Below are 26,011 nucleotides of genomic sequence, written 5' to 3'. Positions count from 1 at the left end.
CGCCTCGTGGTCGAGCGGCGCGCCGAACACGGTCACGAGCCGCGCCGCGCACGGGCCCGCCGCGATCGGCCCGGCGGCGAGCGACAGCCAGCGCTGCACGGCCGCCGCGCCAACGGGATCGTCGGGCAGCCAGTGCGCGTCGCCATAGCGTTTCGCGAGATACACGAGGATCGCGTTCGAATCGGCCAGCACCATGCCGCCGTCGTCGATCACCGGCACCTGCCCGAGCGGGTTCAACGCGAGGAAGGCCGGCTTGCGTTGCTCGCCCGCGCCGAGATCGACATCGACGATCTCGAACGGCACGCCGAGCAGCGACAGGAACAGGCGCACGCGATGCGCATGGCCCGACAGCGGAAACGAATGGACGCGGATGGGGGAAACGGGCTTGCCGGTGGCTGACATGGTGACACTCCGGGATCACGCGCCGCCGGGAATCGGCGACGAACGACCCCAGCGTAACGCGCGCCGCCGGTCTTCAGAAGAGCGATAATCGCGGAAACATTATCCTTTCCGACAGGACAATCGACGATGGCGGATCTGCGCGACGTGAACCTGAACCGGCTGGCGATCTACGTGGCAGTGGTCGAAGCGGGCTCGCTGACGGCTGCGGCCGAGCGGCTCGGCCTCGCGAAAACGGTGGTCAGCACGCACATGCAGCGGCTCGAATCCGAGGTCGGTGCGAATCTGATCGTGCGCACGACGCGGCGGCTTGCGGTGACCGACGCGGGGCGCACGTTCTACGACGCATGCCGCGACATCGTGCGCGCGACCGAGCATGCACTCGAAGCGGTGTCGTCGGACTCGGGGCCGCTGCGCGGCACGCTGCGCGTGAGCGCGCCGATCGACTACGGCGAGCAGGTGGTCGCGCCGGCAATCGTCGCGCTGCGCGACGCGCACCCGGCGCTCGACGTCGAGCTGATCGCGAACGACCGGCTCGTCGATCTCGTCGCGGACAACATCGACGTCGCCGTCCGGATTGGCCGGCTCACGGATTCGAACTACCGCGCGGTGCAGCTCGGCGCATACGAGAAGTGGCCGGTTGCGAGCCCCGCGTTCGTCGCGCGCTGGGGGATGCCGCGCGATCCGGACGCGCTCGCGGCGCTGCCGTTCGTGATGCTGTCGTCGCTGCCGCGTCCGCAGACGCTCGAGCTCGAGAACACGCGCGGCGGCAAGGCATCGGTGCGCTGCACCGCGCACGTCGTGTCGAACACCGCGACCGCGTGCCGCGCGATCGCGCTCGCGGGCGGCGGCTTCGGGCTGCTGACCGATTTCTCGACCGCGGACGACGTCGCCGCCGGGCGGCTCGTGCGCCTGCTGCCAGCGTGGCGCTCGCCGCCGTCCGGGATTCACGCGGTGTTTCCGTCGACGCGGCTGCCGTCGCCGAAAGTGCGGGCGTTCATCGACGCGATGCGCAAGCGGATCGGCGACACGCCGCCGCGGGGCGCGCGCGCGCGGTCGGCCGGGGCGAAAAACCTCAGTTCCGACGATTGACCGGGAGCGGGCCGCGCAGCCCCCAGCCACCACACCGGCGCGGTCGCCCCCCTACCCGCCCAACCGCTTCGCGAGCACCGACGTCATCGCCATCCCCGTAAACGTCGGGTTCCACGACCCCGGCGACGGGAACAGCATGCTCCCCGTGCCGTACAGGTTACCGATCCCGTGCAGCTTGCCCGACGTATCGGTCACCGAATCGTTCGGCGAATCACCCATCCACAGCGTGCCGGCCTCATGGAACACCAGCGACGAATCGATCGCCGGCAGGTCGGCCCGCCACGTGATGTCGAGCGGCTTGTCGAGCGGCGCATGCATGTACTGCACCGGCGCACCGCCCGACAGCACGCGCACGATGTCCTTCACCGACTGGTTCATCTTGCGCCGCGCATCCGCGTCCTGCGGCTGCTCGTGCAGCGTGATCAGGGTCTGGCCGTTGCGCACGCTCACGCGGTTCCAGCTCTTCGGGCTGCGCTCGCCGAGCATCTCGCCGAGCGCCTGCACCAGCACGTACACATAGCCGGGCTCCCGGTACATCGCGAGCGACTGCGCGGACGACGCGTCGGGCAGCACGCGGTACAGCAGATCCTCGTCCTCGGCCGGACGCGGATTGAACACGACCGAGATGTGGTTGTGAAAGAACCGCTCGTCATCGACCTGGCCAAGCTGGTAATACGCGCACACCTGCAGCTGGTCCGCGAGCGCCGGAAAATGTCCGGCCGGAATCCGGAACGTCAGCGACGAGCGGTTGTGCACGCACAGGTTCTTGCCGAGCAGCGGATGCTCGGGCAGCGCGCTCAGGCACAGCGCGGCCGCCTCGATCGTATTGTTCGCGAGCACGACGCGCGCCGCGCCGACGTCGAGGCTCGTGGTCCGGTGCTGGTCGGTCGACACGAGCTCGAGCCGCGCGATGCGGCCGCCGTCCGCCTGCATGCGCGCGACCGTCGTGAGCGGCACGACCTTCAGGCGGTCGGGATACGCGTGCGCGAGCGCGACCAGCGTCTTGACCGGCGCGTACTTCGCGAACTGGCCGGGTGCGACGTCCGCGCCGGTCGCCATCGCGCTGTCGAGATCCGACGGCAACGTGAGCGGCACCGCGCACGCGATGCTCGCGTTGCCTTCGAACAGCCGCGCCTTCGCGATTCCGTCGAGCGTGCGGTTGTCGTTGCCCGCGCATGCGAGGCTGAAGCGCCGGCCGATGCGCTCGCCGACCGGATACCACTCGGCGTCGAGCGACGCGACGACTGACGCGGGCCAATGCGGAAACTCGAACGACCGCGGCTGCGGCACCCACGCGTTCCAGAACAGCGCGCGCCCGCCGACATACGGCTGCTGCGGCGCGAGTTTGAAATTGCTGTCGCAGATCCACGGCGACACGGCCGGCCCGTACACCGCGTCGACATACGCGGGCGGCAGGTTCTGCGCATGGTCGGGGAAAAAGATCGAGCCCTTCTCCAGCACGAGCACGCGTCCGTTGCCCGCGCGCAGGATGCGTTCCGCGAACGTCGTGCCGTACGCACCGCCGCCGATCACGATGTAGTCGTAGGGCCGCTTCAGGTCCTCCCAGTTGCCGAGAAAGTATTGCGCGAGATTGGACAGTACGGGCTGCGCGGTGCCCGTCCTGTCGATCGCCAGAAAGGATTCGAGGCTCACGGTCGTTCTCCTTCGCTACACGCGCGCGGCGCGCTCACAGGAACACTGCGCGGCTCTGGATCGCTGCGGGCGCCGACACGAAGGTCTGCACCGCGTGCGCATGCGCGCCGTCGAGCAACGCCTTCATCGCCTGCTGCATCGGGTGGCGGCTCAGCCCGTAGCGCACGCTCACGCGGTGCGCTTCCTCGGGCCGCAGCCAGTAGGTCCTGAACGGCTGCAGGATGTTCCAGCGGCACGCGATCGCGCGCCCGTCGTGCTGGCCGTATTCAGTGATCGACGACAGGTTGCCGGGGGTCGCCGTGAGGCCGTTCAGGTCGGCGACGCAGGTGAAGATGTCCTCGGCCGGCATCTGCGGATCGTTGACCTTGAAGCTCCAGGTCTCGACCCATTCCGGCTCGTAGAACGGCACGCCCGCCTTGCGCACGGGGTTGAACGACGGCAGGTTCACGCCGAACGTGGTCTTGAACTTCGGCTCGCCGAACAGCTCGACGCCCGCCTGGATCGCGGCGTCGCTGTCGCACGGCACGTACACGCGGTGATTGCCCATCAGCTTGCTCTGGTCGTCGCCCATCACCCACTGCTCGAAGCTCAGTTCGGGCAGCGACGCGGCCTGCGCGGCCGGAAACGCGACGATGTTCAGCTCCACCTCCTGCGTGACGCCGATGCAGTTCGACGGCCACTTCTCGGCCGGCTGGCCGACCCCGCCCGAGAATTGCCCCGCATAGGCCTGGAAGTTGAACGCGACGGATGCGCGGCCGCCGAACAGCGCCGGCCGCAGCGGCGTGTCCTGCAGGAACGGCGTCACCCGTTTCGCATCGACGAGAAAATGCACGACGCAGTTGATCAGCGATGCGTAGTAGAACGGCATCGACAGGGGCGCGGGTACGGAAGGCAGTTGGGTCGACATGAAAGTCTCCTCACGAGGTGACGGACAGCGGTCAGGAAAGGGCCGCGTCGGGCGCAGCCGGCGGTGCGTATTCGAACGTCGGGGCCGCATGCAGCCGCGTCGCACGCCCGGGCAACGGGTTGTTCACGAGGCGCAGGAACCGGTCCTTCAGCGTGAACATGGTGCCGATCCCCTGTTGCAGCAGCGCGGGCGCGCCGTTGAACGCCTGCTCGATCGTCCGCAGGAAATCCCAGTACGCGACGTTGAACGCCTGGGCATGCGCGAGGATTTCCGGCGCGTCGCGGTAGTCGTCGAGCTTGCTGTTCGACCGGATCGGGATCGCCGCCGCCCAGTCGACCTCGAACGGCTTGCCGCGCGGGCCGGTCTCGACCGTGTCGTTCCACTTGTACTCGCGGCCGGCCAGCAATTCGTTGAAACGGAAGAAGTGCGCGACTTCCGGAAAGCTCTTGTACTGCTCGCGGTTGCCGGTCCAGATCGTGTCGCTGACGCCTTCGCCCTGATCGCGGATGGTGCGCAGCGCGAGCAGCGCCGACACGCTGTCGATGACCGGGAACGTCGCGCCCGCGCCGTCGTAGTAGAACCCCGCGCCGACCTGTCGCGCAGGCTCGCCGATGAACGTGTGCGCGTCGCCGTAACGGTCGACGAACGCGCGCAGCTTCGCTTCGATCCGCACGTAGAACTCGCCGATCGTCATGTCGCGCTGAGCAGGATGCGCCTGGGACAGCACGCCGTATCGAATCTCGCGCGGCCGCTCGATCGCGCAGCCCTGCTCGACCGCCTCGCGCGAGAAGCCCAACAGGTTGACCTTGATCCCGTCGATGTCGAACGGCAGCGGCGCCGGATAGTCGGGCATGAAGTCCGGCGCGCTCGTCCGCGGCGCGCCGCCGAGCGCGTTTATCACGTTCGCGACGAGCGTCAGGTGCAGCATCTCCTCGACGACGATCGAGCGCAGCACCTCGAGCGCGCGCCAGCTGCTTTTCGGCGCGAGCGTGTAAAGCGCGGTCAGGTACGGCGGGATCGTCGCGTGCTCGAGGATCAGCGCCTGCTGCAGGTCGTTCAGCAGATTCTTGCGGTCGGTGTCGATGTCGATCGAGCCGATCGCGTCGGCCAGTTCGCGAAACGTCCGGCCGAGCGTCGGGATCGTCTCGCCGAGGCCCGGATGCGGCAGGTGCTCGAGCAGACCGGCATCGTCGATGCCGGGTTCGCCGGCCTGCGCCGCCTGGTACGCATGCAGCAGGCGGACTTGTTCCGTGAGGTTCATGCGCTGACTCCTGCGTTGACGTGCGGTTGACGGCCCAGCGCCGCTTCGATCCGGTCGGCGGCGAGGAAGCTGAGCGACGCGCCCGTCAGCGTGGGGTTGGACGTGCCGCTGGTGGTCATGCTGCCGCAGCCCACCACATAGAGGTTGTCGTGATCCCACGCGCGCAGGTCGGCGTTCACGACCGAGTCGTGCCGATGGCTGCCCATCCGGTGCCCGCCCATGTAATGCCCGGCGCCCTGGTAGTTGAACGTGTGCCCCCGGTACGAGAAATGCGGCTGATCGTCGAAATTTTGCGTACGGTCATCGATGCCGCACAGCTTGAAGATGCGATCCGAAACCTGGCGCGCCAGCGCGAATCCGGCGCGCGTGTAGTCGCTCACGTCGTAATGGATCACGGGCCGGTAATTGCCGAGATTGTCGCGATAGCGCTTGTCGATCTCCAGCCGGTTGCCGGCTTCCGGCAATTGTTCGACGAGAATCCCGAAGCGCACCTGGCACGTCACGCGATCGACGAGTGCGCGTTGCAGCCCGCGTCCCCACTGATTGCCCTTGACGAACTCCGCCACATCGCTCGCCGGTGCGGCAGTCGGCCAACCCCAGCCTTCGTTACCGATCTCGATGCGGAACGACGCGGTGTGATCGCGGAACGCGCCCCAGCGCATCCCCTCGATGCCCGCCGTCGCGATCGGCCCGCGGAACGGCCACACCTGCCGCGGCGCGAGCCCCCAGGTCAGCAGCTCCGGATGGTCCATCAGCCCGACGCCGACGAGCCCGCTGCTGTTCGCCGCGTGCGACGCGAGCAGCAGCTTCGCGTTTTCGACGGGCGCCGCGCACAGCACGACGATGTCGCCGCGCGCGACGAAGGTCTGGTAATTCTGCTCGCCCGGCTTGACGTAGCTCTTGACCGTCACGCCGGTGATGCGGCCGTTGTCGCGGTCGATCAGCAGCTCGCTCGCGACGCACTGCGTGACGAGCGTCACCCAGTCGCCCGGGCTCGCGACGAGCGTCTTCATCGCGTTGTACTTCGCCTGCACCGGACAGATCGGCACACAGCTCGTATTGCCCATGCAGCGATGCCCGATCGCGCGCGAACTCACCGAGCCGACCGGCGCATAGCCTTTGCCGCCGTCGTACGCGTCGTTCGGTATGCCGTTGCGGCCGGCCGGCGTGCCGATCACGTCGAGCGGATGCGCGCCGTCGCCGGGATCGTAGGTGCGCCCGTTGAGCCCTTCGGCGAACATCTGGTCGACGACGCTCGGCGGCAGGCCGTGCATCGGATACACGTAGCCCTGCGGAAAGCGCTGCCCGTGATAGGCCTGCTCGTCGACGTTCGCGGACACGCCGAGCTCGCGCTCGGCCAGTTCGTAGTAGTGCGAAAAGGTGTCGTACGACAGCGGCCAGTCCTGCGCGACGCGGTACAGGCTGTGCATCCGGAAGTCCTCGGGCAGCATCCGCAGCGACGTACCGAGCCAGTGCAGCGTCGTGCCGCCCGCGTAGCGCGTGTAGGTGCTGCGGTACGGCAGCGGGCCGCGCTGCACGAAATAGCCGCCGTCCGTGTTGTCATGCTCGGGGACGACTTCGATCTGCAGTTCGTTCGGCTGCGGCGCGTTCGGGTTGTTCGGATACGGCGCCTGCGGCACCTTTGCGAGTGTCGCGTAATAGGTTTCGAGGAACTGCGAGTAGTTCGTGAAGTTCAGGCCGGAGCCGGTGCCGGCCTCGAGCAGCAGCACGCGGCGTTTGTGCTCGGCCAGCCGGCGCGCGACGATGGCCCCCATGATGCCCGCGCCGACGATCACCACGTCGTAATGGCGCGCGAGCGCGCTCTGCGCTGCTTCGATCTTCATGCTGGATTCCCCGGTTGAGCCGGGCGCAGCCCGGCGGCATAAGCGAGACAGGCGAGACAGGCAAGACAGGCGAGACTCGACGGACGGCGCGCGGCCGCCCGGCTCAGCGCAGCGGCGGCGCCGACGGCGGCATGGACCAGGCGGCCCAGCCCTGCTGTTTCGCGCCCGGCGGATGGGCGCCGACCAGCGGCCAGACGAGCGCCTCCTGATAGGTGCGCACGGAGATCACGCTGTCCTCGTCCGGCTGGCCGGCAGGCAGGTGCTCCGCCCGCCAGGCGGCGGGCAGTTCGGACCACACGCCGGTGTACCAGGCACTCAGCAAGTTGCGTGTCAGCGCGCCGTAAGGACCGTGCAGCAATACATGCACGGCCTTGTCCTTGTCGGGGCCGGTGTCAGGCAGCGCGGTCATCTGCGCCATCCACTGGTCGAAGATCTCGCCGCCGACTTTCGCGACGAAGAAATCGCACAAGGTTTCGCCGATGCCGGTACCGCGCAGCGTGAACTGCGTGAATTCGAGAATTTTCGAGCTGTTCTTCACGAACGCCGAATGGCGTTGCGTTTCGTGCTGCATTTCGCGATCGTCCTGCCCGGCATTTTCATTATTCATTTTTCAATTCGCCCCGAATTGGAATAAATCGGCGGTTCATCCATGAATTTTGAACCGTCCGCGCTCCGTCCATTCAGATACCGATCGGCCCCGCCGCACCGCAGCTGCCATCCACCGGCCGCCATCCGCCGGCCGCGGACGCATGACACCCGCCTGCCGCCGGAACGCGGACGTGCTGCCGCCCCCGCCCTGTCGGCCAGGCCGGGCAACGCTCGACTGACTTCATGATGTGGCGCACCAGCGCGCGCCAGGCAAGAAAGAAAATGGGTCCCCGGAATGCCCTCTGCTCTTACGGCATCTTAATCATTCGATTAATCCCCAACCGCGTGAGGAAAATATATTCGACGAATTCCGGAAAAGCAAAGGACGGCTGCCGATTGTTTTTTTAATTCAAAGCCGGCTTGTCGTTGAAAAACGCTATGGGCGCGAACGGCGTCGTTTCCGGTCATCCGGGCCGCCGCTCCCGCTACGCGACCGACCGCAGCGTCCCGAGCAGCACCTTCCTGCAGCTCGCGATCACATGCGCTTCCGGATCACGGTAGCCGGTCAGCAGCCACGCCGCGCCGACGTTCGTCATCGCGCCGACGAGCGCAATCCCGATCAGCCGCTGCCCGGCGCGCTCGGCCGCCGTGACCGCGTCGCCCGGCGCGCCGATCGCCATGATCAGCTTGCCGAACTCGACGAGCATGCGCTGGTATGTCGCGTCAGTCTCGACACTCACGCCCATCACTTCGAGCAACAGCACGCGTGCCGCGCACGGGTCGCGCAGGAATCCGAAGAACGCGGCAAGCCCCGCGTCGACGCGCGCGTCCAGATCCCCGCCGCGCGCGGCCACCGCGTGCGCGACCGCGTCGCGCAGCTGCTCCGCATGATGCAGGTAGGTGCAGCGCAGCAAATCGTCGGTGCTGTCGAACGCTGCATAGAAATAGCGGTCGTTGAGCTTCGCTTCCTGACAGATCGACCGTACGGTCGCCTTCCGGAAGCCGACCGTGCCGAACACGCGCGTCGCCGCGCGGATCAGCGCATCGCGCCGCTCCGCCGCACGCACCTCGGGTGCCACGCCACCGTACGAGCGGCCCCGTTTTTCCGTTTCGAGTGCTTTCTCCATTCCGCTATTTGACATCAGGACACCCGAAAACTAAAGTGGTGACGACCAACACCAAATTAGACGCGCCGCCGGCGCAGCGCAAGCGGACACGGGAGGAACGACGGATGAAGGGGTTTTCCGGCAAGGTCGCCGCGATCACGGGCGCCGGTTCGGGCATGGGCCGCAGCCTCGCGGTCGAGCTCGCGCGGCGCGGCTGCGAGGTCGCGCTGTCCGACGTCAACGACGTCGGGCTCGCCGCCACCGCGGCCGCTTGCGCGCGCTACGGCGTACGCGTGACGACGCAGCGGCTCGATGTTGCCGACCGCGATGCGGTGTTCGCGTGGGCCGGGTTCGTGCGCGCGTCGCACGGCAAGGTCAACCTGATCTTCAACAATGCGGGCGTATCGCTCGCGGCCAGCGCCGAAACCGCACGCTTCGACGACCTCGAATGGATCGTCGGGGTCAACTTCTGGGGCGTCGTGCATGGCACGCAAGCGTTCCTGCCGCATCTGCGCGCGTCCGGCGACGGTCACGTCGTCAACACGTCAAGCCTGTTCGGCCTGGTCGCGATGCCGACGCAAAGCGCGTACAACGCGACCAAGTTCGCGGTGCGCGGCTTCACCGAAGCGCTGCGGATGGAGCTGGAACTCGACGGCGCGCCCGTCAGCGCGACCTGCGTGCATCCGGGCGGCGTCGCGACCAGCATCGTCGACGCGTCGCGCGTCGACACCAGCATTCACGCGCTGACCGGCCAGGACGAGGCGACCCACCGCCGCCAGGCGAACCGCCTGATCAACGCGACAACGGCCGACGACGCCGCGCGGCAGATCCTCGCAGGCGTCGAGCGCAACGCGCGCCGCGTGCTCGTCGGCGCCGACGCGCGTCGGCTCGACAAGATCGCGCGCGTGCTGGGCGCCGCATACCAGTTGCTGATGATCCGCCACGTGCGCCGCGCCCGCGCGCGCAACCTTCAACGCACGCATCCGGGTGCCGCCCTCCCGACCACGCCGACCAAGGACCCCGCATGACTTCGACGACGACCGACCGGCGCGCCGCCCCAACCGCTCCCCCCGCCGTCGAGCGCCACGCAAGCGCCGGCAGCGCGCGCGGCGACGGCGTCGATCTCGACGTGCTGATCGTCGGCGCCGGGCTCTCCGGCATCGGCGCAGCCTATCACCTGAAGCAGCGCTGCCCGTTCGCGAGCGTCGCGATCGTCGAAGCGCGCGATGCGATCGGCGGCACCTGGGACCTGTTCCGCTATCCGGGAATCCGTTCGGATTCCGACATGTTCACGCTCGGCTACAGCTTCCGTCCGTGGCACAGCGACAACGCGATCTCGGACGGTCAGACGATCCTCGACTACATCCGCGACACCGCGCGCATCAACGGAATCGACAAGACGATCCGCTACGGCCACAAGGTCGTCGGCGCGGACTGGGATTCGGCCCGCGCCCGGTGGACGGTGCGCATCGAACGCACGACCGGCGGCACGGCGGATGGCACGGCAGGTGGCACGACCGAGCCGCTCGTGCTGACCTGCCGCTTCCTCTACATGTGCAGCGGCTACTACGACTACGACGCGGGCTACCAGCCGGACTGGCCCGGCGTGGATACGTTCGCGGGCAGCCTCGTGCATCCGCAGCACTGGCCGAAGGACCTGTCGTACGCGAACCGGCGCGTCGTCGTGATCGGCAGCGGCGCGACCGCGGTGACGCTCGTGCCGTCGATGGCGGGCGCGGCAAAGCACGTGACGATGCTGCAGCGCTCGCCGACCTACATCGTGTCGCTGCCCGCGCGCGACAAGATCGCGAACGCGCTGCGCAGCGTGCTGCCGTCGCGGCTCGCGCACCGGCTCGTGCGGATCAAGAACGTGCTGCTGACGATGTATTTCTACAATCTCGCGCGCCGCAAGCCGGACGCGACGAAGAAGCTCATCATCCGCGCGGCCGGCAAGCAGCTCGGTGCCGGCTTCGACGTCGCGAAGCACCTGACGCCGCGCTACAGGCCGTGGGACCAGCGCATGTGCCTCGTGCCGAACGGCGACCTGTTCAAGGCGATCCGCGCGGGCCGCGCGTCGATCGTCACCGACGAGATCGAGCGCTTCACGCCGACCGGCCTGCGTTTGAAGAGCGGCCAGCGGCTCGACGCGGACGTGATCGTCACCGCAACCGGGCTGAAGGTGAAGATGCTCGGCGGCGCGAAGGTCACCGTCGACGGCCGCGCGGTCGACCTGTCGGAAACGGTGTCGTACAAGGGGATGATGTACAGCGACGTGCCGAACCTCGCGTCGTCGTTCGGCTACACGAACGCGTCGTGGACGCTGAAGGCCGAACTGATCGCACGCTACGTGTGCCGCCTGCTCAACCACATGCGCGCACACGATTACGACACCTGCGTGCCGCGCCTCGCGCCCGGCGATCTCGGCAACGTGCCGGCGGTCAACCTCAGTTCGGGCTACATTCAACGTGCGGCCGGGATTCTGCCGAAGCAGGGACAGAAGAAGCCGTGGAAATTCCACCAGAACTACGTGCTGGATCTCGCGTCGCTGAAGTTCAGCCCGCTCGCCGATACGGCGATGCAATTCGAGCGGCGTGCGAAGCCCGATGTGGCCGCCGCGCAGATCCCGCAACCCGCGCTTGAAACTCGCGCTTGAACACCATTGAGGCCGACATGAGCCATGCGTTTCATCTGATCCAGCACGTGCTGTTCGGCGTCGTCGCGGTGCTCGCGGCGCTCGCCCTCTTTACCGGCTACGTCGCGCGACGCGTGACGCGCGCGTTCCCGCCCGAAGGCCGCTTCGTCGACGTCGACGGTGATCGCATCCATTACGTCGAGTACGGCAGCGGCCCGCCGATCGTGTTCGTCCACGGTCTCGCGGGGCAAATGCGCAATTTCGCGTATCTGCCGCTGCAGCAGCTCGCGCAACGGCATCGCGTGATCCTGCTCGACCGGCCGGGCGCCGGCCGCTCGGTGCGAGGCGCGCACTCGCAGGCGAACATCTTCGCGCAGGCGCGCATGGTCGCCGGCTTCATCGACGCGCTGCAGCTCGACAAGCCGGTGCTCGTCGGCCATTCGCTCGGCGGCGCGATCGCGCTCGCGGTCGGCCTCAACCATCGGGAGCACGTGAGCCGCCTCGCGCTGATCGCGCCGCTCACGCATCCGGAAGCCGCGCCGCCGGGGCCGTTCCGGCCGCTGCTGATCCCGTCGCGGCTCGTGCGCCGCTTCGTGTCGTGGACCTTCGCGATTCCGCTGACGATCCTGACCGGCCGCAAGGCCGTCACTGCGGTGTTCGCGCCGGACGCGGTGCCGCACGATTTCCCGGTCAAGGGCGGCGGGCTGCTCGGGCTGCGGCCGAGCAGTTTCTACGCGACGTCGTCGGACCTGATCGCGGTGCCCGAAGATCTGCCCGCGATGGAGCGCCGCTACGCGTCGCTCGCGCTGCCGGTCGACGTGCTGTACGGGCGCAGCGACCGCATCCTGAACTGGCGCAGTCACGGCGAGGCGCTCGCGCAGAAGTCGCCGCGCGTGCGGCTGCGGGTGGTCGACGGCGGGCACATGCTGCCGGTGACGATTCCGGACGTCACGACCGAGTGGCTGGCCGACGTCGCAGCGGCGCCGGTCGAGGCCGACGCGCCGGACCTGCCGGCTGCGCCGGTTGCGCACGTCGGGCGCTGAGGTCGCGCTGCGCGGCGTACGCCAGCTGCGGCCCGAGATGCCGGCTACGCCTGCCGCACCGGTCGCTCACTCCGGACGCTGAACTCGCACCGCGCGGCGCACACCGGCTGCGGCCCGTCGGGCGCCGCAGCCGCTTCAGGCTTCGTCGTCGGGCAGACTCAGGCCGAGCTCGGCAATCACCTCGCGCGCGCTGCGGAACGCCTCGACCGCGGCCGGCGCACCCGCGTACAGCGCGCTGTGCAGCAGCACCTCGCGAATCTCGACGAGACTCGCGCCGTTGTTGAGCGCGCCGCGCACGTGCCCCTTCAGCTCGGTGCCGCGGCCGAGCGCGGCCAGCATCGCGCACGTGCAGAGGCTGCGCGTCTTCAGGTCGATCCCGTCACGCTGCCACGTGCTACCCCACGCGTGTTCGTTCAGCCAGTCCTGCAACGGCCGCGAAAAACCGTCGAGATCGCGCATCGCGCGTTCGACGAACGCCTCGCCCATCACGTCGATGCGACGCGCCTTGCCGTGTTCCCTGTCCTGTTCGCTCATGTCGGTGTCCTTGTCCGGTATCGATTCGGGGTGTCGCTGCGGTTGTCTTGCTGACTGCGTTGCCGGTTGTCCTTCTGGTTGATGGTCCGCCCGGGTCGGTCCGCGAGCACGCGCAAGCACGCCATGTTCGCGGCGTCCGGCGGGTTCGTCAAAGACGCCGTCCTCGATCGAGCGCGGTACCGGAACGCGGCGGCGCCGGTTCCCGCTCACACCGGGTTGCCGGCAATCGCGCCGCCGGACGCCGACGCTACGTAACGTTCCGCCGCGCGTTACGGAGTCTTACGGGAACATCGCGCCACGTATCGTGAGCCCGTCCCGCGAAAACGCCATTACTCTGAACAAAACGCATCGAACGTCGCGCTTCCCGCAAGGAATATCGAAACAATCACACATAATCTTCCATGGCGCGGAAATTGCAGTGTTGGCTCGGACAAATTCCAATCGTCGAGGCCAACATGCAAATCTCCTTCACCAAAACGACGCTCGCTCTCGCCATCTCGTCTCTGCTCGCGCTCTCCGGCTGCGGCTCGGTCGACGGTCCGACCACGCCCAGCAGCCTCAAGCCGAGCACGTCGGGGACGTCAGGCACATCGGGTACTTCCGGATCGTCCGGGACTTCCGGCAGTTCGGGAAGCTCCGGAACGTCGAGCGGTAGCTCCGGGTCTTCGGGTACGTCGGGTACTTCCTCGGGCACGTCGTCGGGTACGTCCTCGGGTACGTCGTCCGGCACGTCTTCGGGTACGTCCTCGGGTACGTCCTCGGGTACGTCCTCGGGTACGTCCTCGGGTACGTCCTCGGGTACGTCCTCGGGTACGTCCTCGGGTACGTCCTCGGGCACGTCGGGCGCCACCCCGCTCGGCAGCATCCTCCAGCAGACCGGCAATCTCGTCACGTCGCTCGGCACGGCCGTCGCGACCGGCGGCGCGCAGGCAGCCGGCGTGTCGAACAACCCGGCGGCAACCAGTGTCGGCAATGCAGTCACGAGCCTCGGCAACGGCGTCCAGTCGCTCGGCAACGGCGTCGCGGCCGGCCTCGGCTCGCTCGGCGTGTCGCCGAATCCGCTCGGCGCGACGCTCACCTCGACCACCGGCCTCCTGAGCGGCGCAGGCGGCGCTGTCAACAACCTCGGCAACGCGGTCACGAGCCTCGGCAGCAGCGGCCCGCTGTCGCCGCTCGCTCCGGTCACGACGACGGTCGGCGGCCTCGTCAACACGGTCGGCAACGTGATCAACACCGCGGCGTCGGGCTTGAACACCACGCTGAGCAACACGCCGATCCAGAACCTGGGCACGCAGGTCGGGAGCCTGATCAACCCGATCACGAACACGCTGACGGGCGGCGTCCAGACGCCCGGCACCACGCAGACCACCGGCACGGCCACGGGCCTCGGCACGCCGGTCGGCAACCTGCTGACCACGATCGGCAACGGTCTCGGCACGGCCGGCTCGACGGTCGGCAGCTCGACGGGCAACCCGGCAGGCACCGCTGCCGGCAACGTCGTCACTCAACTTGGCAACACGGTGACGAGCGTCGGCGGCCTGCTCGGCGGCACCGTCAAGAAGTAATCGACCCGCAGCACCCGGTGGCCGGGCACATAACAAACCCATGCCCGGCCGCCCGCTGGCGCCGCCTGCACAGCGGCACCAGCATCATCCATACGAGGATCGCATGAACTCCACGCTCGAAGGCGTCGCCACCGTCGAGGATCGGCCGCCCCGCTCCGCCACTCCGTTCCGGGCCGGCCTGCTCGGCATCACCGTCGGCCTCTTCGCGCTATGGATCACGCGCGACCAGCCGGGCCTCGACGGCGCCACGCGTGCGGTCATCGCAAGCCTGTCGATCATCGGCACGATCGCGCTGCACGAACTGCTGATCTCGCGTGTCTACCTGCGCCCGAGCGCCGGCCTGTCGCGGCAGGCCGTGCGGCCGCTCGGCATCGCGCGCGTCGCGGTGCGGCTCGGCGCACTCGCGTCGATCTACGCGGGCATCGGCATGCTGTACTGGCTGCTGCCCGAATATCACGGCGCGTTTTACCTGCCGTTCTGGTCGCTGCTGCGCTCGCTCGCACCGTACGTGATCGTCGCCGCGCCGATCTACTTCGCGTGGATGGACCGCCATCAGCGCGAAACCGACGACGCGTACCTGCTGTGGGGGCGCTTCCTGTTCCGCGGCGAACAGCCCGCGAGCTGGCAACCCGTGCGCGAGCTGCTCGCCGGCTGGATGGTGAAGGCGTTCTTCCTGCCGCTGATGACGGTGTACCTGTCGAAGGACGCCGACCACCTGAGCGCGTCGCTCGCGAACGCGCTGCACGCGCCGATGTCGCTCGCGCTGTTCGTGTTCATGTACGACCTGTCGTTCACGATGGACCTGATGTTCGGCACCGTCGGCTATCTGTGCACGTTCCGCATCCTCGACAGCCACGTGCGCACCGCCGAGCCGACGACGCTCGGCTGGGTCGCCGCGCTGATCTGCTACCAGCCGTTCTGGTCGCTGATCTCGAGCAACTACATCCACTACGAAGGCTCGATCTTCTGGGACAACTGGCTGATTTCGCTGCCGGCGATCCGCGTCGTCTGGGGCGCGACGATCATCGCGCTGCTGCTGTGCTACGCGATGTCGACGATCGCGTTCGGCCTGCGCTTCTCGAACCTGACCAACCGCGGAATCATCACGTCGGGCCCGTATCGCTTCACGAAGCATCCGGCCTACATCGCGAAGAACCTGTCGTACTGGATGGTCTCGGTGCCGTTCGTCGAGCCGCTCGGCTGGCAGGTCGCGCTCGCGCACTGTACGGCGCTGGTCGCGGTCAACCTGATCTACTACCTGCGCGCGAAGACCGAGGAGCGCCACCTGATGCGCGATCCCGACTATCGCGCGTATGCGGCGTGGATCGAGCAGCATGGGTTGTTCGCGAAGCTCAAGCACCGGGTCGGGTTACGCCAGGCGGCCTGAAGCGCTCGAAGCGATACACGACCGCCGGCGGAAAATTCATCCATACGATGCCGACGCGCGCGGCACGAATGCCGATCGCGTCGAGCTCGCGCGCCGGGATCGGGCAACGCGGCGCATAGGTGAATTGATAGAACGCGCCGCCAGCAGCCAGATGGCCGGCGAATGCGCCGCGAACGATCGCGACCGCCTGTTCGACCGGCATCGCGACGAGCGGCAGCCCGCTCACGATCGCCTGCGCCCGCTCCCCGCCAAAGAAACCGCCCGTCATGCCGAGCCGAGCCGCGTCCATCTGGATCACGCGCAAGGCCGGGAACTGATGTCGCAGCGTGTCCGCGAAGGCTGGATCGGCTTCCACCAGCACCAGCCGGTCACTGGCCACGCCGCGCGAGAGCAGCGCGCGCGTGAAGACGCCGGTGCCCGCGCCGAGTTCGATCACGGGCGCACCGTTGCGCGGGACATGCGCGGTGATCAGCTCGGCGAGCGCGGCGCCGGATGGCGCAAGCGCGCCGACGCGGCGCGGATTGCGCAGCCACGATCGCAAGAACAGCACCCATTCAGGGATTCGCATCGACGGGCCCGTGACGGACTCCTGCCGGGATTTCAGCGGCGAGCGGCCGAAGCGACGGCAATGGAAAACAGCGGCCAACATGCTCGACAACAGAACCAGCATGACGACCAGCGCGATGCCCGACACGTCCGATACGCCCGCCAGTTGCGCGGCCAGATAACCTGCCGTGATGAACAGCGCGCTCCATAGCGCGATGCCGGCTGCGGCGCCCGCGGCGAATCGCACGAAGTTCGTGTCCAGCCATCCGGCGAGCGCCGGCGCGATGAGCCGGACGAACGGCACCAGTTGCGCACCCAGCGCAAATCGCGCGGGCCGCGCGCGGATCCGCACGATCAGCGCGTCCATTTTTTCGGGCGCCAGCCTGCCCAGTGTCGCGACGCGGCGCAGCACGGCGCGCGCGGTGTCTTCCGGCCACAGGTAGCCAACCGCGTAATGGACGAGACAGGCCGCGAAGCTGCCGAGCGTCACCACGACAATGGCGTCGGGAAACGCCCATGCGCCTTGTGCGCAACCGACGCCGATCATCGTCAGCATCACGTGGGACGGCAACACCGGGATCAGCCGATCGGCCAGCGCCAGGCCGACGAGACCAGCGATGCCGTTTCCACCGATCCAGGCGGACGCGTGGCCGAAATGGGCGAAGACTGTGTAGGCGCTCATCGCGCGGCTCCCGCGCAAGACGTCCGGAACGCGCGGAATCTTCTATGCCAGAATGGCCCGCACCGCAGCGGTGACGGAGATGTGCGGCGCGCCGCATTGCATCGCAGCAAAGAAATCGAAAAACGAAACGGTGTCATGACGAGCTCCTTGAGCGCCTGATGCATTGCACCGGCAATGCGGCGACTGACGCGCATCGTGGCCCGCGCGCTTTAAGAAGTTTTTAATCGCGGTTCGTCAGGCTGGCGACCTCGCCATTCGAGGAGCGAAGTGCATGCATATCCTGTTGGTAGAAGACGATGCAATGCTGGCCGACGCGATCCGTGCGGGTCTGGCGCAGAACGGCTGGCGCGCCGACTGGGCCGCCGACGTGGGCTCGGCGCGGCTCGCGCTCGTCGGTCACGGCTACGACGCGGTCCTGCTCGACCTGCAGTTGCCGGGCGCGTCCGGTCTCACGCTGCTTGCCGCGATGCGCGCGAACTACGACGCGACGCCCGTGCTGATCGCGACCGCTCGTGACCAGCTGAGCGACCGGATCCGCGGCCTCGACGCGGGCGCCGACGACTATCTCGTCAAGCCGTTCCACCTGGACGAGTTGTACGCGCGGCTGCGCGCGTTGACGCGCCGCAGCCAGGGCCGTGTGTCCGAGCGGCTGATCTACCGCGACATCGATGTCGATCCGGCTCGGCAGGAAGTGACGCGCGCGGGCCAACCGGTCGCACTCAGCATTCACGAATACCGGACGCTGCTCGCGCTGATGGAGCGTCAAGGGCGGATCGTCACGCGCGCGCAGCTCGAGGAGCGCGTCTACGGCAACGACGGCGCGATCGAAAGCAATACGATCGCCGTGTACATCCACCAATTGCGGCGCAAGCTCGGCGACGAGCTGATCGTGACGGTGCACGGCTTCGGCTATCGCGTCGGCGAGGTAGCCGCATGAACTCGCTGCGCATGCGGCTGCTCGCCACCGTGATGGCGACGGTCATCGTGTTCTGGGCGGGATGGGGCGCGTTTCTCGGCATCGGCCTGTGGCGCGAACAACGCGGCTGGCGCGACGGCATGCTCGAGAGCGCCGCGCAATTGCTGCTGCTGTCGTTGCCCGACGCGATCGATCGCCTGCCCGAAGCGACCGCCCAGGCGGTCTTGCCGAAAGCTGCCTACGGCCATTACGACATCGCATTCCAGGTCTGGGTTGACGGCCGCAATGTGATGCACAGCGCGGATGCGCCGGGCCAGGCGCTCAAAAACGATCTTCAGGACGGCTTCGGCGTGAGCGCCGGGCGCGGCCAAGCACACGACGAGACCTGGCGCGTCTACTCGATCTCGGACCCGGCGCGCCGGATCCAGGTGCAGACGGGCGGGCCGGCCACGACCTGGCAGGAGAAGGCCGTCAATGCGCTGCAGCTCGGGCTGTTCAATACGGCGGTGATGCTCGCGATGCTCGGCGTCGCCATCTGGCAGGTGATCCGCTGGTCGTTCAGGCCGGTGCGCGACGTGCAGCGCGCGATCCAGCAGAAACCGACGTTCGATTTCGATCCGTTGCCGCTGACGCCGCTGCCGCGCGAACTCCGGCCGCTCGTCGAGTCGTTCAATCGTCTGCTGGCGCGTCTGAAGCAGGCCGTCGACAGCGAGCGCCGTTTCATCGGCGACGCCGCGCACGAGTTGCGCACGCCGCTTGCGGCCTTGTCGGCGCAGGCGGAAGTGGCGTTGCGGGCCGAACGCCTGGAAGACAAGGATGAAGCGCTGCGCCGCCTCGCAACGGGCGTCGAGCGCAGCGCACGACTCTCCGGGCAATTGCTCGAACTGGCGCGGCTCGACGCCGGGCCGCGTGACGATCAGTACGCGCCGGTGGATCTGTCGCGGCTGATTGCGCTCATCGCGGCCGATTTCGAGACGACGGCGCGCGAGCGACACCAGAGGCTGCACGTCGTGGTCGAGCCCGTGTGCGTCTGGGGCGATCTGGACGAAATCGGCATCGCGGTGCGCAACCTGATCGACAACGCGCTGCGCTACGGCCACGAAGGCGGGCATGTCGAGATCACGTGCGACCTTCGCGAGGGCACGGATGGCCCGCGTATCGAGCTGCGCGTCGCGGACGACGGGCCGGGCGTGCCGGCCGGCGAACGCGCGCGGATGTTCGAGCGCTTTTACCGCGTGCCGGGGACGCTGCCGCCCGGCAGCGGCATCGGCCTGTCGCTGGTCGCGCGGATCGCCGAATCGCACGGCGCATCGGTGGCAGTCACACCCGGCATCGGCGGACGCGGACTGGCGGTGGTCCTGTCGTTTCCGGCATGGTCGCCGCCGGGGGATCAAGCAGCGAGGTGACGGAGCGGCGCGGCTTGCATCGTGATCCGGATCCGACGAGCAAACACGCCGCCATCCGCGCGCAGCTTGCGGCCAATTGTCGCGAAATGACGATATCCGGTCTTTTCGGACTTGTCCAATTGCATCGGGGACGACGTCCTTGCTATGGTCTGGGCCGTCCGCATGCACAGCGGCCCGCGGATTGCGGCAGCTGTGCCACGCGACGCGGATGCTGGTGCCGTCACACGCGATGACGGCCGCACGCGCGGGCGCCCACCCGCTTTTCATCGTCTGAGCTGCGCCGTCTGCCGGCGCGGCGCTTTCGTGAGGTTAGAGACGTGAAGGGTAAAGCCTTGATCCTGATTGCGCTCTGCATCGCGGGCCTCGCCGCGATCGCCGCCGGTTTCCAGCACATCCCCAGCTGATACGCGGCCCCGGCTCGCTTGTCGAGCCAGGGGGCCGCGTCATCCATTGCATTCCACCATGACCCATTCATTCGACTCGCTCGACACGATCTCCTTTTGCCATGCGCATCGACGTAAAGCATTGCCAGACCGGCATCGACGATGAGCTGGACACGCTCCATGCTCGTCTCCATCAACCGGGCCATCGCCTGCACGGCCTGCCTTCCGTTTCGCTCGGCGAGTCGGGCCTGATCGTCCGCCATCGCGAAGCGGACGGCGAATACTTCCTGTATGTCGAGGATCCGGCGACGCGCCAGCTCGCCGGCTACACGGTGTTCAACCGGCTGCCCGAACTCCCGCGCCGCGCCGATCGCTACCTGCGCGCGCCGCATTCCAAATACCGCTCGTCCCATCAACGCAGAGGGCTCGCGACCACGCTGTACCGCTGGGGCCTCGACGCGGGCCTGTGCCTGATCAGCGGCGCGCGCCAGTCGGCCGGTGCCGCGCAGCTGTGGACGATGCTCGCGCAGGACTATCGGCACGGATTTGTCGATGTCGAAGATCGCACGCTGAGCTATCTCGGCGCGCAGGTCCCGGCCGACGTGCACGATGCGCTGCATACGCGGCGCCTGCTGCTCGGCCGCGGGTGGACGCTGGCGGATTTCGCCGCGGTCGCGGGGATGACGGGCGAGCCGCCCAGTCCGTCTTGCCGGGCGTGAAGCCGACCGTCGCCAGGCAACCGGGGTTGCGCTCCCTGAAGCCGAACGACAGGCGGCCCCACGGCTACCGATGCGATAATCGCTCGCACCGCACACTGCTCATTCGTGCCCGCCATCGCCCCGGGCGCCCGTCAATGCCGACCGAACCACGCACCGACACGCATTCGCACATCAACATCCTCGCGCTCTGCGGCAGCCTGCGATCCCGCTCGATCAACGCCGCGCTGCTGGACGCGGCCGTTTCCATCGCGCCGGCCGGCATGCGCATCGCGCGCTTTCAGCGTCTCGGGCAATTCCCGCTGTTCAACCCCGATGCCGAATACCCGACGCCCGAACCCGTGCGCGATTTCATCGACCGCCTGAACGCCGCCGACGGCGTGCTGATCGCGAGTCCCGAGTATGCGCACGGCGTGACCGGCGTGATGAAGAATGCGCTCGACTGGGTCGTCGGCTGCGAGGCGTTCGTGCACAAGCCGGTCGCGGTGCTCAACGCATCGCCGCGCGCCGTGCACGCCGACGCGGCGCTGAAGGAAACGCTGTCGGTGATGTCCGCGCACATCGTCGAAGCCGCGTCGATCGCGATCCCGATCCTTGGCAGCCAGTTCGATTCCGCTGGCATCGCCGCGCATCCGCCGCTCGCCGGCGCGCTGGCCGCCGCACTGGATGCGTTCCGCACCGCGATCGCGCCTGCGCCGCGCTAGCGCGCCTTGCCTCGCGCCGTCTTCTTCACGCCCTTCGCGCGCGGCGCCTCCTTCTCCGGCTGCGCACCGCTGCCGGTGAGGTCTTCGAGCCACGCGAGCGCGTCCACGTACGACAGGAATTGCTGCAGATACCCGGGCGACAGGTCGCGCATCAGCGACAGCGACCGGTGCACGAGGCTGTTCGAATTGAGCGGGCCCGCATTGCGCGGCACCTGATCGAGCGCCTGCCGGTACTGCTTCTCGGTGCGGACCTTCGACCACGTCGTCCTGAAATACTCGATCATGTCCGGATCGATCCCGGCACGGTCCGCCTGCGCGTCGCGCGCAAGGCGATCGGCGAGCCCCGCCAGCGCACTGCGCGCCGGCTTGTCCGGCGCTGCGTCGGTCGCTGCGCCGATCGCTGTATCGGTCTCTGCGTCGGTCACAGCCGCGCCGTCGTTCGACGCCGCCCGCGCGACGTCGTCGGCGTAGCCGGCCACAAGTGTCGCGAGCCGTGCGTCCAGCAGGCGGCGCGCATCGCCGTCGTGGCCGGCCGCGCGCCGCGCCAGCGCGTCCATCAGATGAAAACGCACGGGATCCAGCCGATCGTCGCCGCGCATGCGCCACGCGTCGAGCAGCGCGCGCGCCGATGCCGTGTCACTGCACACGGTGGCCACCATTCGATGCGGACTGGCGCGGGACCGGCGCGATCTCGACGCGCCGGTTCTTCGCACGGCCGGCTTCGTCGGTGTTCGAGCTGACCGGCTGCTGCGAACCGAACGCGGCCGCGAACACCGACGACGCAGGCACGCCGGCGTCGATCAACGCGCGCGTCACCGTCAGCGCACGCTTGGCCGACAGCTCCCAGTTGTCCGCGAACAGGCGGTTGCCCGCGCGCACCTGCTGATCGTCGGAAAAACCGCTGATCATCAGGATCTCGTCGCGAGTCTTCAAATACGCGGCCAGCGGGCCGGCCAGCGTCTTCAGCAGCGCGTCGCCTTCAGGCTGAAGCTGATCCGAGTTCAGCGCGAACAGCACGTTGCCGGCGATGCCGATACGTCCGTTCACGAGCGTCACGCGCCCGGCCGCGAGCGGCCCCGCGAGCGCCTGTTCGAGCAGCTTGCGCTGCTGCGCTTCCTGCTGGCGCTGCTTGATCGCTTCCTCGAGCTTCGACGTCACCTGTAGCTGCATGCCGATCACGCCGACCAGGATCAGCACGAATGCACCGAGCAGCACCGACATCAGGTCGGCAAACGCGGGCCAGACCGCCGCGGACGATTCCGCGCCGCCGTCGATTTCGTCGTGCATGCGTTACGCTCCGACGGACGCTCGCCGGCCGGCGAGGTGCTGCAGGTCTTCGACGATCTGCTTCTGCGACATCATGCTCAGGTCGATCACTTCGCGCGCCTGCGCGACGTAGTACTCGAGCTGCTCGTCGCTGCGCGCGAGCGATTTCTCGAGCGCGGCTTCGATCCGCTGCAGGTGGGTCAGCAGCTTGTCGTTCGACTCGCCGAATGCCTGCACGGCCATCCCGAACGCATCGCCGAGGCTCGCGACCTCGACCGCGCCCGCCGTCACCTGCGCGGTCACGCTATCGAGCTTGCGGGTTTCCGCGTCGACCGTATCGTTGAAGCGCGCACCGACACGCTCCAGCAGCTCGGCCGACGTGCCGACCAGCGCATCGACCGCGCCGCGCTGCTCGGTCGACGCGTGGTTGACCGCGTCGAGCAGCGTTTCGAGCGTCGCGAGCAGGCGGCTGCGCTCCTCCAGCATCGCGGTGTCGCGGACCATGCTGTCCGACAGGCGCTGACGCAGTTCGGCGACGACCTCGGCTGCGGCCTTCGGCGCCTCCGACGCGGCCTGCACGAGCCGCGAGATTTCGTTGATCGTGTCGCTCGCGTGCGCCTGCGCCTGCGCCGTGATGTCGTTCGCGGTGCGCGCCAGCGTGTCGCAGATGTCCTGCTGGCGGGTCGCCGCGTGCGTGCTCGTCTGTGCCCATTCGTCGCGCAGCGCGGCCGCCATCGACGCGAGCGCGTCGGTCCATGCGGAGAGCCGCTGCTCGTCGCGCACGGTCAGTTCGGTCTGCAGGTTCGCGTGCGATTCGCCGATCGTGTGCAGCAGCGCAGCCGAATGCTGTTCGAACGTCGCGGCCTGCGCGGTGAGGTCGCGCGTGGTCTGCGCGAGCGCGTCGCAGATGTCCTGCTGGCGGCTCGCCGCATGCACGCTCGCCTGCGCCCATTGCTCGTCGAGCTTCGCCGCGATCGACGCGAGCGATGCGGTCCAGGTGGCCAGACGCTGCTCGTCGCGCGATGCCAGTTCCGTCTGCAGCCCCGCATGCGATTCGCTCATCGTGCTCAGCAGCGCAGCCGAACGCTGTTCGAACGTCGCGGCCTGCGCGGTGATGTCGCGTGTGGTCTGCGCGAGCGCGTCGCAAATGTCCTGCTGGCGGCTCGTGTTGCTTGCGCTCGTCTGCGCCCACTCGTCGCGCAGCGCGGTCGACATCGCAACAAGCGATGCGGTCCATGCGGCCAGACGCTGCTCGTCGCGCGACGCCAGTTCCGTCTGCAGCCCCGCATGCGATTCGCTCATCGTGCTCAGTAGCGCAGCCGAACGCTGTTCGAACGTCGCGGCCTGCGCGGTGATGTCGCGCGTGGTTTGCGCGAGCGCGTCGCAGATGTCCTGCTGGCGGCTCGTGTTGTTCGCACTCGTCTGCGCCCACTCGTCGCGCAGCGCGGCCGACATCGCAGCGAGCGATGCGGTCCACGCGGCCAGCCGCTGTTCGTCGCGCGACGCCAGCTCCGTCTGCAGACCCGCATGCGATTCGCTCATCGTGCGCAGCAGCGATGCCGAATGCTGTTCGAACGTCGTGGCTTGCGCGCTGATGTCGCGCGTGGTTTGCGCGAGCGCGTCGCAAATGTCCTGCTGACGGCTCGTATTGCTTGCGCTCGTCTGCGCCCACTCGTCGCGCAGCGCGGCCGACATCGCAACAAGCGATGCGGTCCACTCGGCCAGCCGCGCTTCGTCGCGCGACGCCAGGTCCGTCTGCAGACCCGATTGCGACTCGCTCACCGTATTCAGCAGCGACGCCGAATGCCTCTCGAACGTCGCCGCAGCCGCCTCCAGCGCGCGCGCATTGTGGCCGGCCAGCGTCTCGCCGACCTGCTCCTGCCGCGCGAGCGCGTGATTCCATGCTTCCGCCACACGCTGCTCGGTCGCCTCGAAGCGCGTCGCGACGCTATCCAGCAGCTCGGTCGAACGCTGCGCGAACGTGTCCGTGAACTGTCCGAGCGCGCCGCGCAGATGCTCGGCCGATGCGTCGCTCGTGCGCTGGTGATCGGCCAGCGCGCGGTCCCAGATGCCCGTCACGTTCGCGGTGGTCGCCTCGAAGCCGTTCGACAGGCCGTCGAGCTGCCGCTCGACCGCATGCGTGACGGTGTCGCGCATCACGGCCATTTCGCGTTCGAGCCCCGCCATCGTCGCCTCCATCACCGGCTGCAGCGCCGCGCCGGCCACCCGCGCGCTTGCGGCGGCACTGTCCTGCAGCGACTGCCCGACGCTCGACGCGAGCCGCGCATACGCTTGCTCGGTCCGCTCGAAGAACGCCTGCTGGTTGTCGAGCTGCTGCGCGTGCAGCGCAACGCTGCGCGCTTCGAGCGTCGTCATCATCGTCTGCAGCCGGTCGACCAGCACCGGCATCGCGTCGGCCTGCTGCTGCAGCAGCCGGAACGATTCGTCGCGCTGATGCGCGGACGAATGGACACGCAGCGTCGTCGCGATCCGCGCGTCGAGCTGCTGCACCGTGTCGGCCCGCTCGCGGCGGATCAGCGCGGACAGCAGCCCGAGCATCGCGGACGTCGCGACACCGGCGATCGACGTGCCGAACGCGAACCCGAGCCCCTTGACCGGCGTGACCAGCGATGCGCGGATCGCGTCGAGGTCGGTCGCGCTCTCCAGCGCCGCGCCGGTGCCCTTCAGCGTCACGACCATCCCGAGCAGCGTGCCGAGCATGCCGAGCAGCACGAGCAGGCCGACCAGGTACGGCGTGAGCGCCGGTCCCGGCAGCGCCGCGCGCGCGCCTTCGATGCGCGCGCGCACCGCGCTGCGCAGGCCCGGATGCAGCATGTCGAGCCACGCATCGAGCTTCGGCGGCGGCTCGGACAGGCCGTCGACCGCACGCGCGAGCGTCGCGGTCGCCTGCCGGTAGCGCCACAGTTCGAACGCACCGGCGAGATAGCAGGCGCCGATCAGCAGCGTGACGGCCGACGCGAGCGGATTCGACACGACATAGCCGGCGCCGATCCAGCACACCACGATCAGACCGGCCACGAATACAACGAGATCAAAACGAATTCTGGACATAACGTATTGATTAGCTGGTGCGAAGTGCCGCGAGCAGCCCTTCGACCGTTTGAAACCGGATTTCCAGTTCGGCGAGCAGGACGCTCTGCATATCCTTGCGGAATACGTCCAGCCATGCGCCGGGCGTGACCGCCGCGATTCCTGCGTTTGTTGCGCTTCCTGCGGTTCCTGCGGTTACCGCGTTTCCCGCGTTTCCCGCATTTCCCGCGGCTCGCGCTTCGGCTCCCGCCCCCATTTCAGCTTCAGCTACGGCCCCCGCTTCAGCTTCGGCTCCGGCTTCAGCCTCGGCGAGCGCCTGCCGCTCCGCGA

The 26,011-nt window shown here is 68.2% G+C and carries 23 protein-coding genes and 2 pseudogenes; 10 read left to right on the top strand and 15 right to left on the bottom strand.

The annotated features are described in order from the left end of the window. A partial coding sequence (locus tag G3N94_RS27620; RefSeq protein ID WP_205795699.1) for a glutathione S-transferase occupies nucleotides 1–402 on the bottom strand: 402 nt, incomplete at its 3' end. A 126-nt stretch (nucleotides 403–528) separates the two neighbouring features. Here G3N94_RS27620 and G3N94_RS27615 point away from each other — a divergent pair. Beyond that, complete coding sequence (locus tag G3N94_RS27615; RefSeq protein ID WP_205795698.1) at nucleotides 529–1,491, top strand: LysR family transcriptional regulator; 963 nt, start codon at nucleotides 529–531, stop codon at nucleotides 1,489–1,491. 51 nt (nucleotides 1,492–1,542) lie between these two features. Here G3N94_RS27615 and G3N94_RS43280 read toward each other — a convergent pair whose 3' ends face one another. The 6 genes from G3N94_RS43280 to G3N94_RS27585 all read right to left on the bottom strand — a co-directional run bounded on the left by G3N94_RS43280 (nucleotide 1,543) and on the right by G3N94_RS27585 (nucleotide 8,886). Beyond that, complete coding sequence (locus tag G3N94_RS43280) at nucleotides 1,543–3,144, bottom strand: GMC oxidoreductase (protein WP_205795697.1); 1,602 nt, start codon at nucleotides 3,142–3,144, stop codon at nucleotides 1,543–1,545. 34 nt (nucleotides 3,145–3,178) lie between these two features. Further along, on the bottom strand, nucleotides 3,179–4,051 hold the full coding sequence (locus G3N94_RS27605; protein WP_205795696.1) for a hypothetical protein: 873 nt from the start codon (nucleotides 4,049–4,051) through the stop codon (nucleotides 3,179–3,181). A gap of 31 nt (nucleotides 4,052–4,082) precedes the next feature. After that, on the bottom strand, nucleotides 4,083–5,312 hold the full coding sequence (locus G3N94_RS27600) for a ferritin-like protein (RefSeq protein WP_205795695.1): 1,230 nt from the start codon (nucleotides 5,310–5,312) through the stop codon (nucleotides 4,083–4,085). Then, entirely contained in the window at nucleotides 5,309–7,156 is a 1,848-nt protein-coding gene (locus tag G3N94_RS27595) for a GMC family oxidoreductase (RefSeq protein WP_205795694.1), read from the bottom strand. The genes G3N94_RS27600 and G3N94_RS27595 overlap by 4 nt, the downstream gene beginning before the upstream one ends. A 103-nt stretch (nucleotides 7,157–7,259) precedes the next feature. After that, nucleotides 7,260–7,763 (bottom strand): hypothetical protein, encoded by a 504-nt coding sequence (locus G3N94_RS27590; RefSeq protein WP_205795693.1) that lies wholly within the window; start codon nucleotides 7,761–7,763, stop codon nucleotides 7,260–7,262. A 466-nt stretch (nucleotides 7,764–8,229) separates the two neighbouring features. Then, nucleotides 8,230–8,886: a helix-turn-helix domain-containing protein gene (locus G3N94_RS27585; protein ID WP_205795692.1), complete on the bottom strand. Its 657-nt coding sequence runs from the start codon at nucleotides 8,884–8,886 to the stop codon at nucleotides 8,230–8,232. A gap of 89 nt (nucleotides 8,887–8,975) precedes the next feature. Here G3N94_RS27585 and G3N94_RS27580 point away from each other — a divergent pair, with 89 nt between their 5' ends. From G3N94_RS27580 to G3N94_RS27570, 3 genes are read left to right on the top strand one after another with little or no spacing between them, the layout of a single operon-like run. Further along, entirely contained in the window at nucleotides 8,976–9,878 is a 903-nt protein-coding gene (locus tag G3N94_RS27580; protein WP_205795691.1) for an SDR family NAD(P)-dependent oxidoreductase, read from the top strand. Further along, nucleotides 9,875–11,503, top strand: coding sequence for an NAD(P)/FAD-dependent oxidoreductase (locus G3N94_RS27575; RefSeq protein ID WP_205795690.1), 1,629 nt, complete (start codon nucleotides 9,875–9,877; stop codon nucleotides 11,501–11,503). The genes G3N94_RS27580 and G3N94_RS27575 overlap by 4 nt, the downstream gene beginning before the upstream one ends. Nucleotides 11,504–11,520: 17 nt before the next feature. Continuing rightward, nucleotides 11,521–12,525: an alpha/beta hydrolase gene (locus G3N94_RS27570; RefSeq protein WP_205795701.1), complete on the top strand. Its 1,005-nt coding sequence runs from the start codon at nucleotides 11,521–11,523 to the stop codon at nucleotides 12,523–12,525. Between the two features lie 135 nt (nucleotides 12,526–12,660). Here G3N94_RS27570 and G3N94_RS27565 read toward each other — a convergent pair whose 3' ends face one another. Together G3N94_RS27565 and G3N94_RS42630 are read right to left on the bottom strand one after the other, a co-directional pair. After that, entirely contained in the window at nucleotides 12,661–13,059 is a 399-nt protein-coding gene (locus G3N94_RS27565) for a carboxymuconolactone decarboxylase family protein (protein WP_124601311.1), read from the bottom strand. Nucleotides 13,060–13,444: 385 nt separating this feature from the next. Then, on the bottom strand, nucleotides 13,445–13,924 hold the full coding sequence (locus G3N94_RS42630) for a hypothetical protein (RefSeq protein ID WP_241022101.1): 480 nt from the start codon (nucleotides 13,922–13,924) through the stop codon (nucleotides 13,445–13,447). On the opposite strand from G3N94_RS42630, the pseudogene G3N94_RS42625 reads away from it, so the two are divergent. Together G3N94_RS42625 and G3N94_RS27555 are read left to right on the top strand one after the other, a co-directional pair. Beyond that, nucleotides 13,923–14,612: pseudogene (locus G3N94_RS42625) on the top strand (collagen-like triple helix repeat-containing protein); the annotation flags it as partial. The gene G3N94_RS42630 and the pseudogene G3N94_RS42625 overlap by 2 nt on opposite strands. 115 nt (nucleotides 14,613–14,727) lie before the next feature. Next, nucleotides 14,728–16,011, top strand: coding sequence for an isoprenylcysteine carboxylmethyltransferase family protein (locus G3N94_RS27555; protein WP_205795689.1), 1,284 nt, complete (start codon nucleotides 14,728–14,730; stop codon nucleotides 16,009–16,011). Here the strand turns inward: G3N94_RS27555 and G3N94_RS27550 are convergent. Beyond that, a complete protein-coding gene (locus G3N94_RS27550; protein WP_205795700.1) occupies nucleotides 15,977–16,579 on the bottom strand; it encodes an rRNA adenine N-6-methyltransferase family protein in 603 nt (200 codons plus the stop codon). The genes G3N94_RS27555 and G3N94_RS27550 overlap by 35 nt on opposite strands. A gap of 165 nt (nucleotides 16,580–16,744) precedes the next feature. After that, nucleotides 16,745–17,113, bottom strand: a pseudogene (locus G3N94_RS43025) (VTT domain-containing protein); the annotation flags it as partial. A gap of 397 nt (nucleotides 17,114–17,510) precedes the next feature. On the opposite strand from G3N94_RS43025, the gene G3N94_RS27540 reads away from it, so the two are divergent. The 4 genes from G3N94_RS27540 (at nucleotide 17,511) to G3N94_RS27525 (ending at nucleotide 21,364) form a co-directional block, all read left to right on the top strand. Next, entirely contained in the window at nucleotides 17,511–18,176 is a 666-nt protein-coding gene (locus G3N94_RS27540; protein ID WP_205795688.1) for a response regulator transcription factor, read from the top strand. After that, nucleotides 18,173–19,561, top strand: coding sequence for an ATP-binding protein (locus G3N94_RS27535; RefSeq protein ID WP_205795687.1), 1,389 nt, complete (start codon nucleotides 18,173–18,175; stop codon nucleotides 19,559–19,561). The genes G3N94_RS27540 and G3N94_RS27535 overlap by 4 nt, the downstream gene beginning before the upstream one ends. 505 nt (nucleotides 19,562–20,066) lie before the next feature. Next, nucleotides 20,067–20,663 carry a histone acetyltransferase gene (locus tag G3N94_RS27530; protein ID WP_205795686.1) on the top strand — a complete coding sequence of 199 codons (597 nt, stop codon included), beginning with the start codon at nucleotides 20,067–20,069 and terminating at the stop codon, nucleotides 20,661–20,663. A gap of 134 nt (nucleotides 20,664–20,797) precedes the next feature. Beyond that, nucleotides 20,798–21,364 (top strand): NADPH-dependent FMN reductase, encoded by a 567-nt coding sequence (locus G3N94_RS27525; RefSeq protein WP_205795685.1) that lies wholly within the window; start codon nucleotides 20,798–20,800, stop codon nucleotides 21,362–21,364. Here G3N94_RS27525 and G3N94_RS27520 read toward each other — a convergent pair. The 4 genes from G3N94_RS27520 to G3N94_RS27505 all read right to left on the bottom strand — a co-directional run. Further along, complete coding sequence (locus G3N94_RS27520; RefSeq protein WP_346778737.1) at nucleotides 21,361–22,011, bottom strand: DUF2894 domain-containing protein; 651 nt, start codon at nucleotides 22,009–22,011, stop codon at nucleotides 21,361–21,363. The genes G3N94_RS27525 and G3N94_RS27520 overlap by 4 nt on opposite strands. Further along, entirely contained in the window at nucleotides 22,001–22,651 is a 651-nt protein-coding gene (locus G3N94_RS27515) for an OmpA family protein (protein WP_205795683.1), read from the bottom strand. The genes G3N94_RS27520 and G3N94_RS27515 overlap by 11 nt, the downstream gene beginning before the upstream one ends. 3 nt (nucleotides 22,652–22,654) lie before the next feature. Then, a complete protein-coding gene (locus G3N94_RS27510) occupies nucleotides 22,655–25,702 on the bottom strand; it encodes a DUF802 domain-containing protein (protein WP_205795682.1) in 3,048 nt (1,015 codons plus the stop codon). A 10-nt stretch (nucleotides 25,703–25,712) separates the two neighbouring features. After that, nucleotides 25,713–26,011: DUF3348 family protein (locus tag G3N94_RS27505; RefSeq protein ID WP_205795681.1), on the bottom strand; the 299-nt coding region annotated here is incomplete at its 5' end.

Origin of the sequence: Burkholderia sp. Ac-20353 (assembly GCF_017104785.1) — a bacterium.
In the GTDB taxonomy this organism is placed as follows: domain Bacteria; phylum Pseudomonadota; class Gammaproteobacteria; order Burkholderiales; family Burkholderiaceae; genus Burkholderia.
Note: the sequence above shows the minus strand (reverse complement) of the source record. Positions and strands in the feature narration are given on the sequence as shown.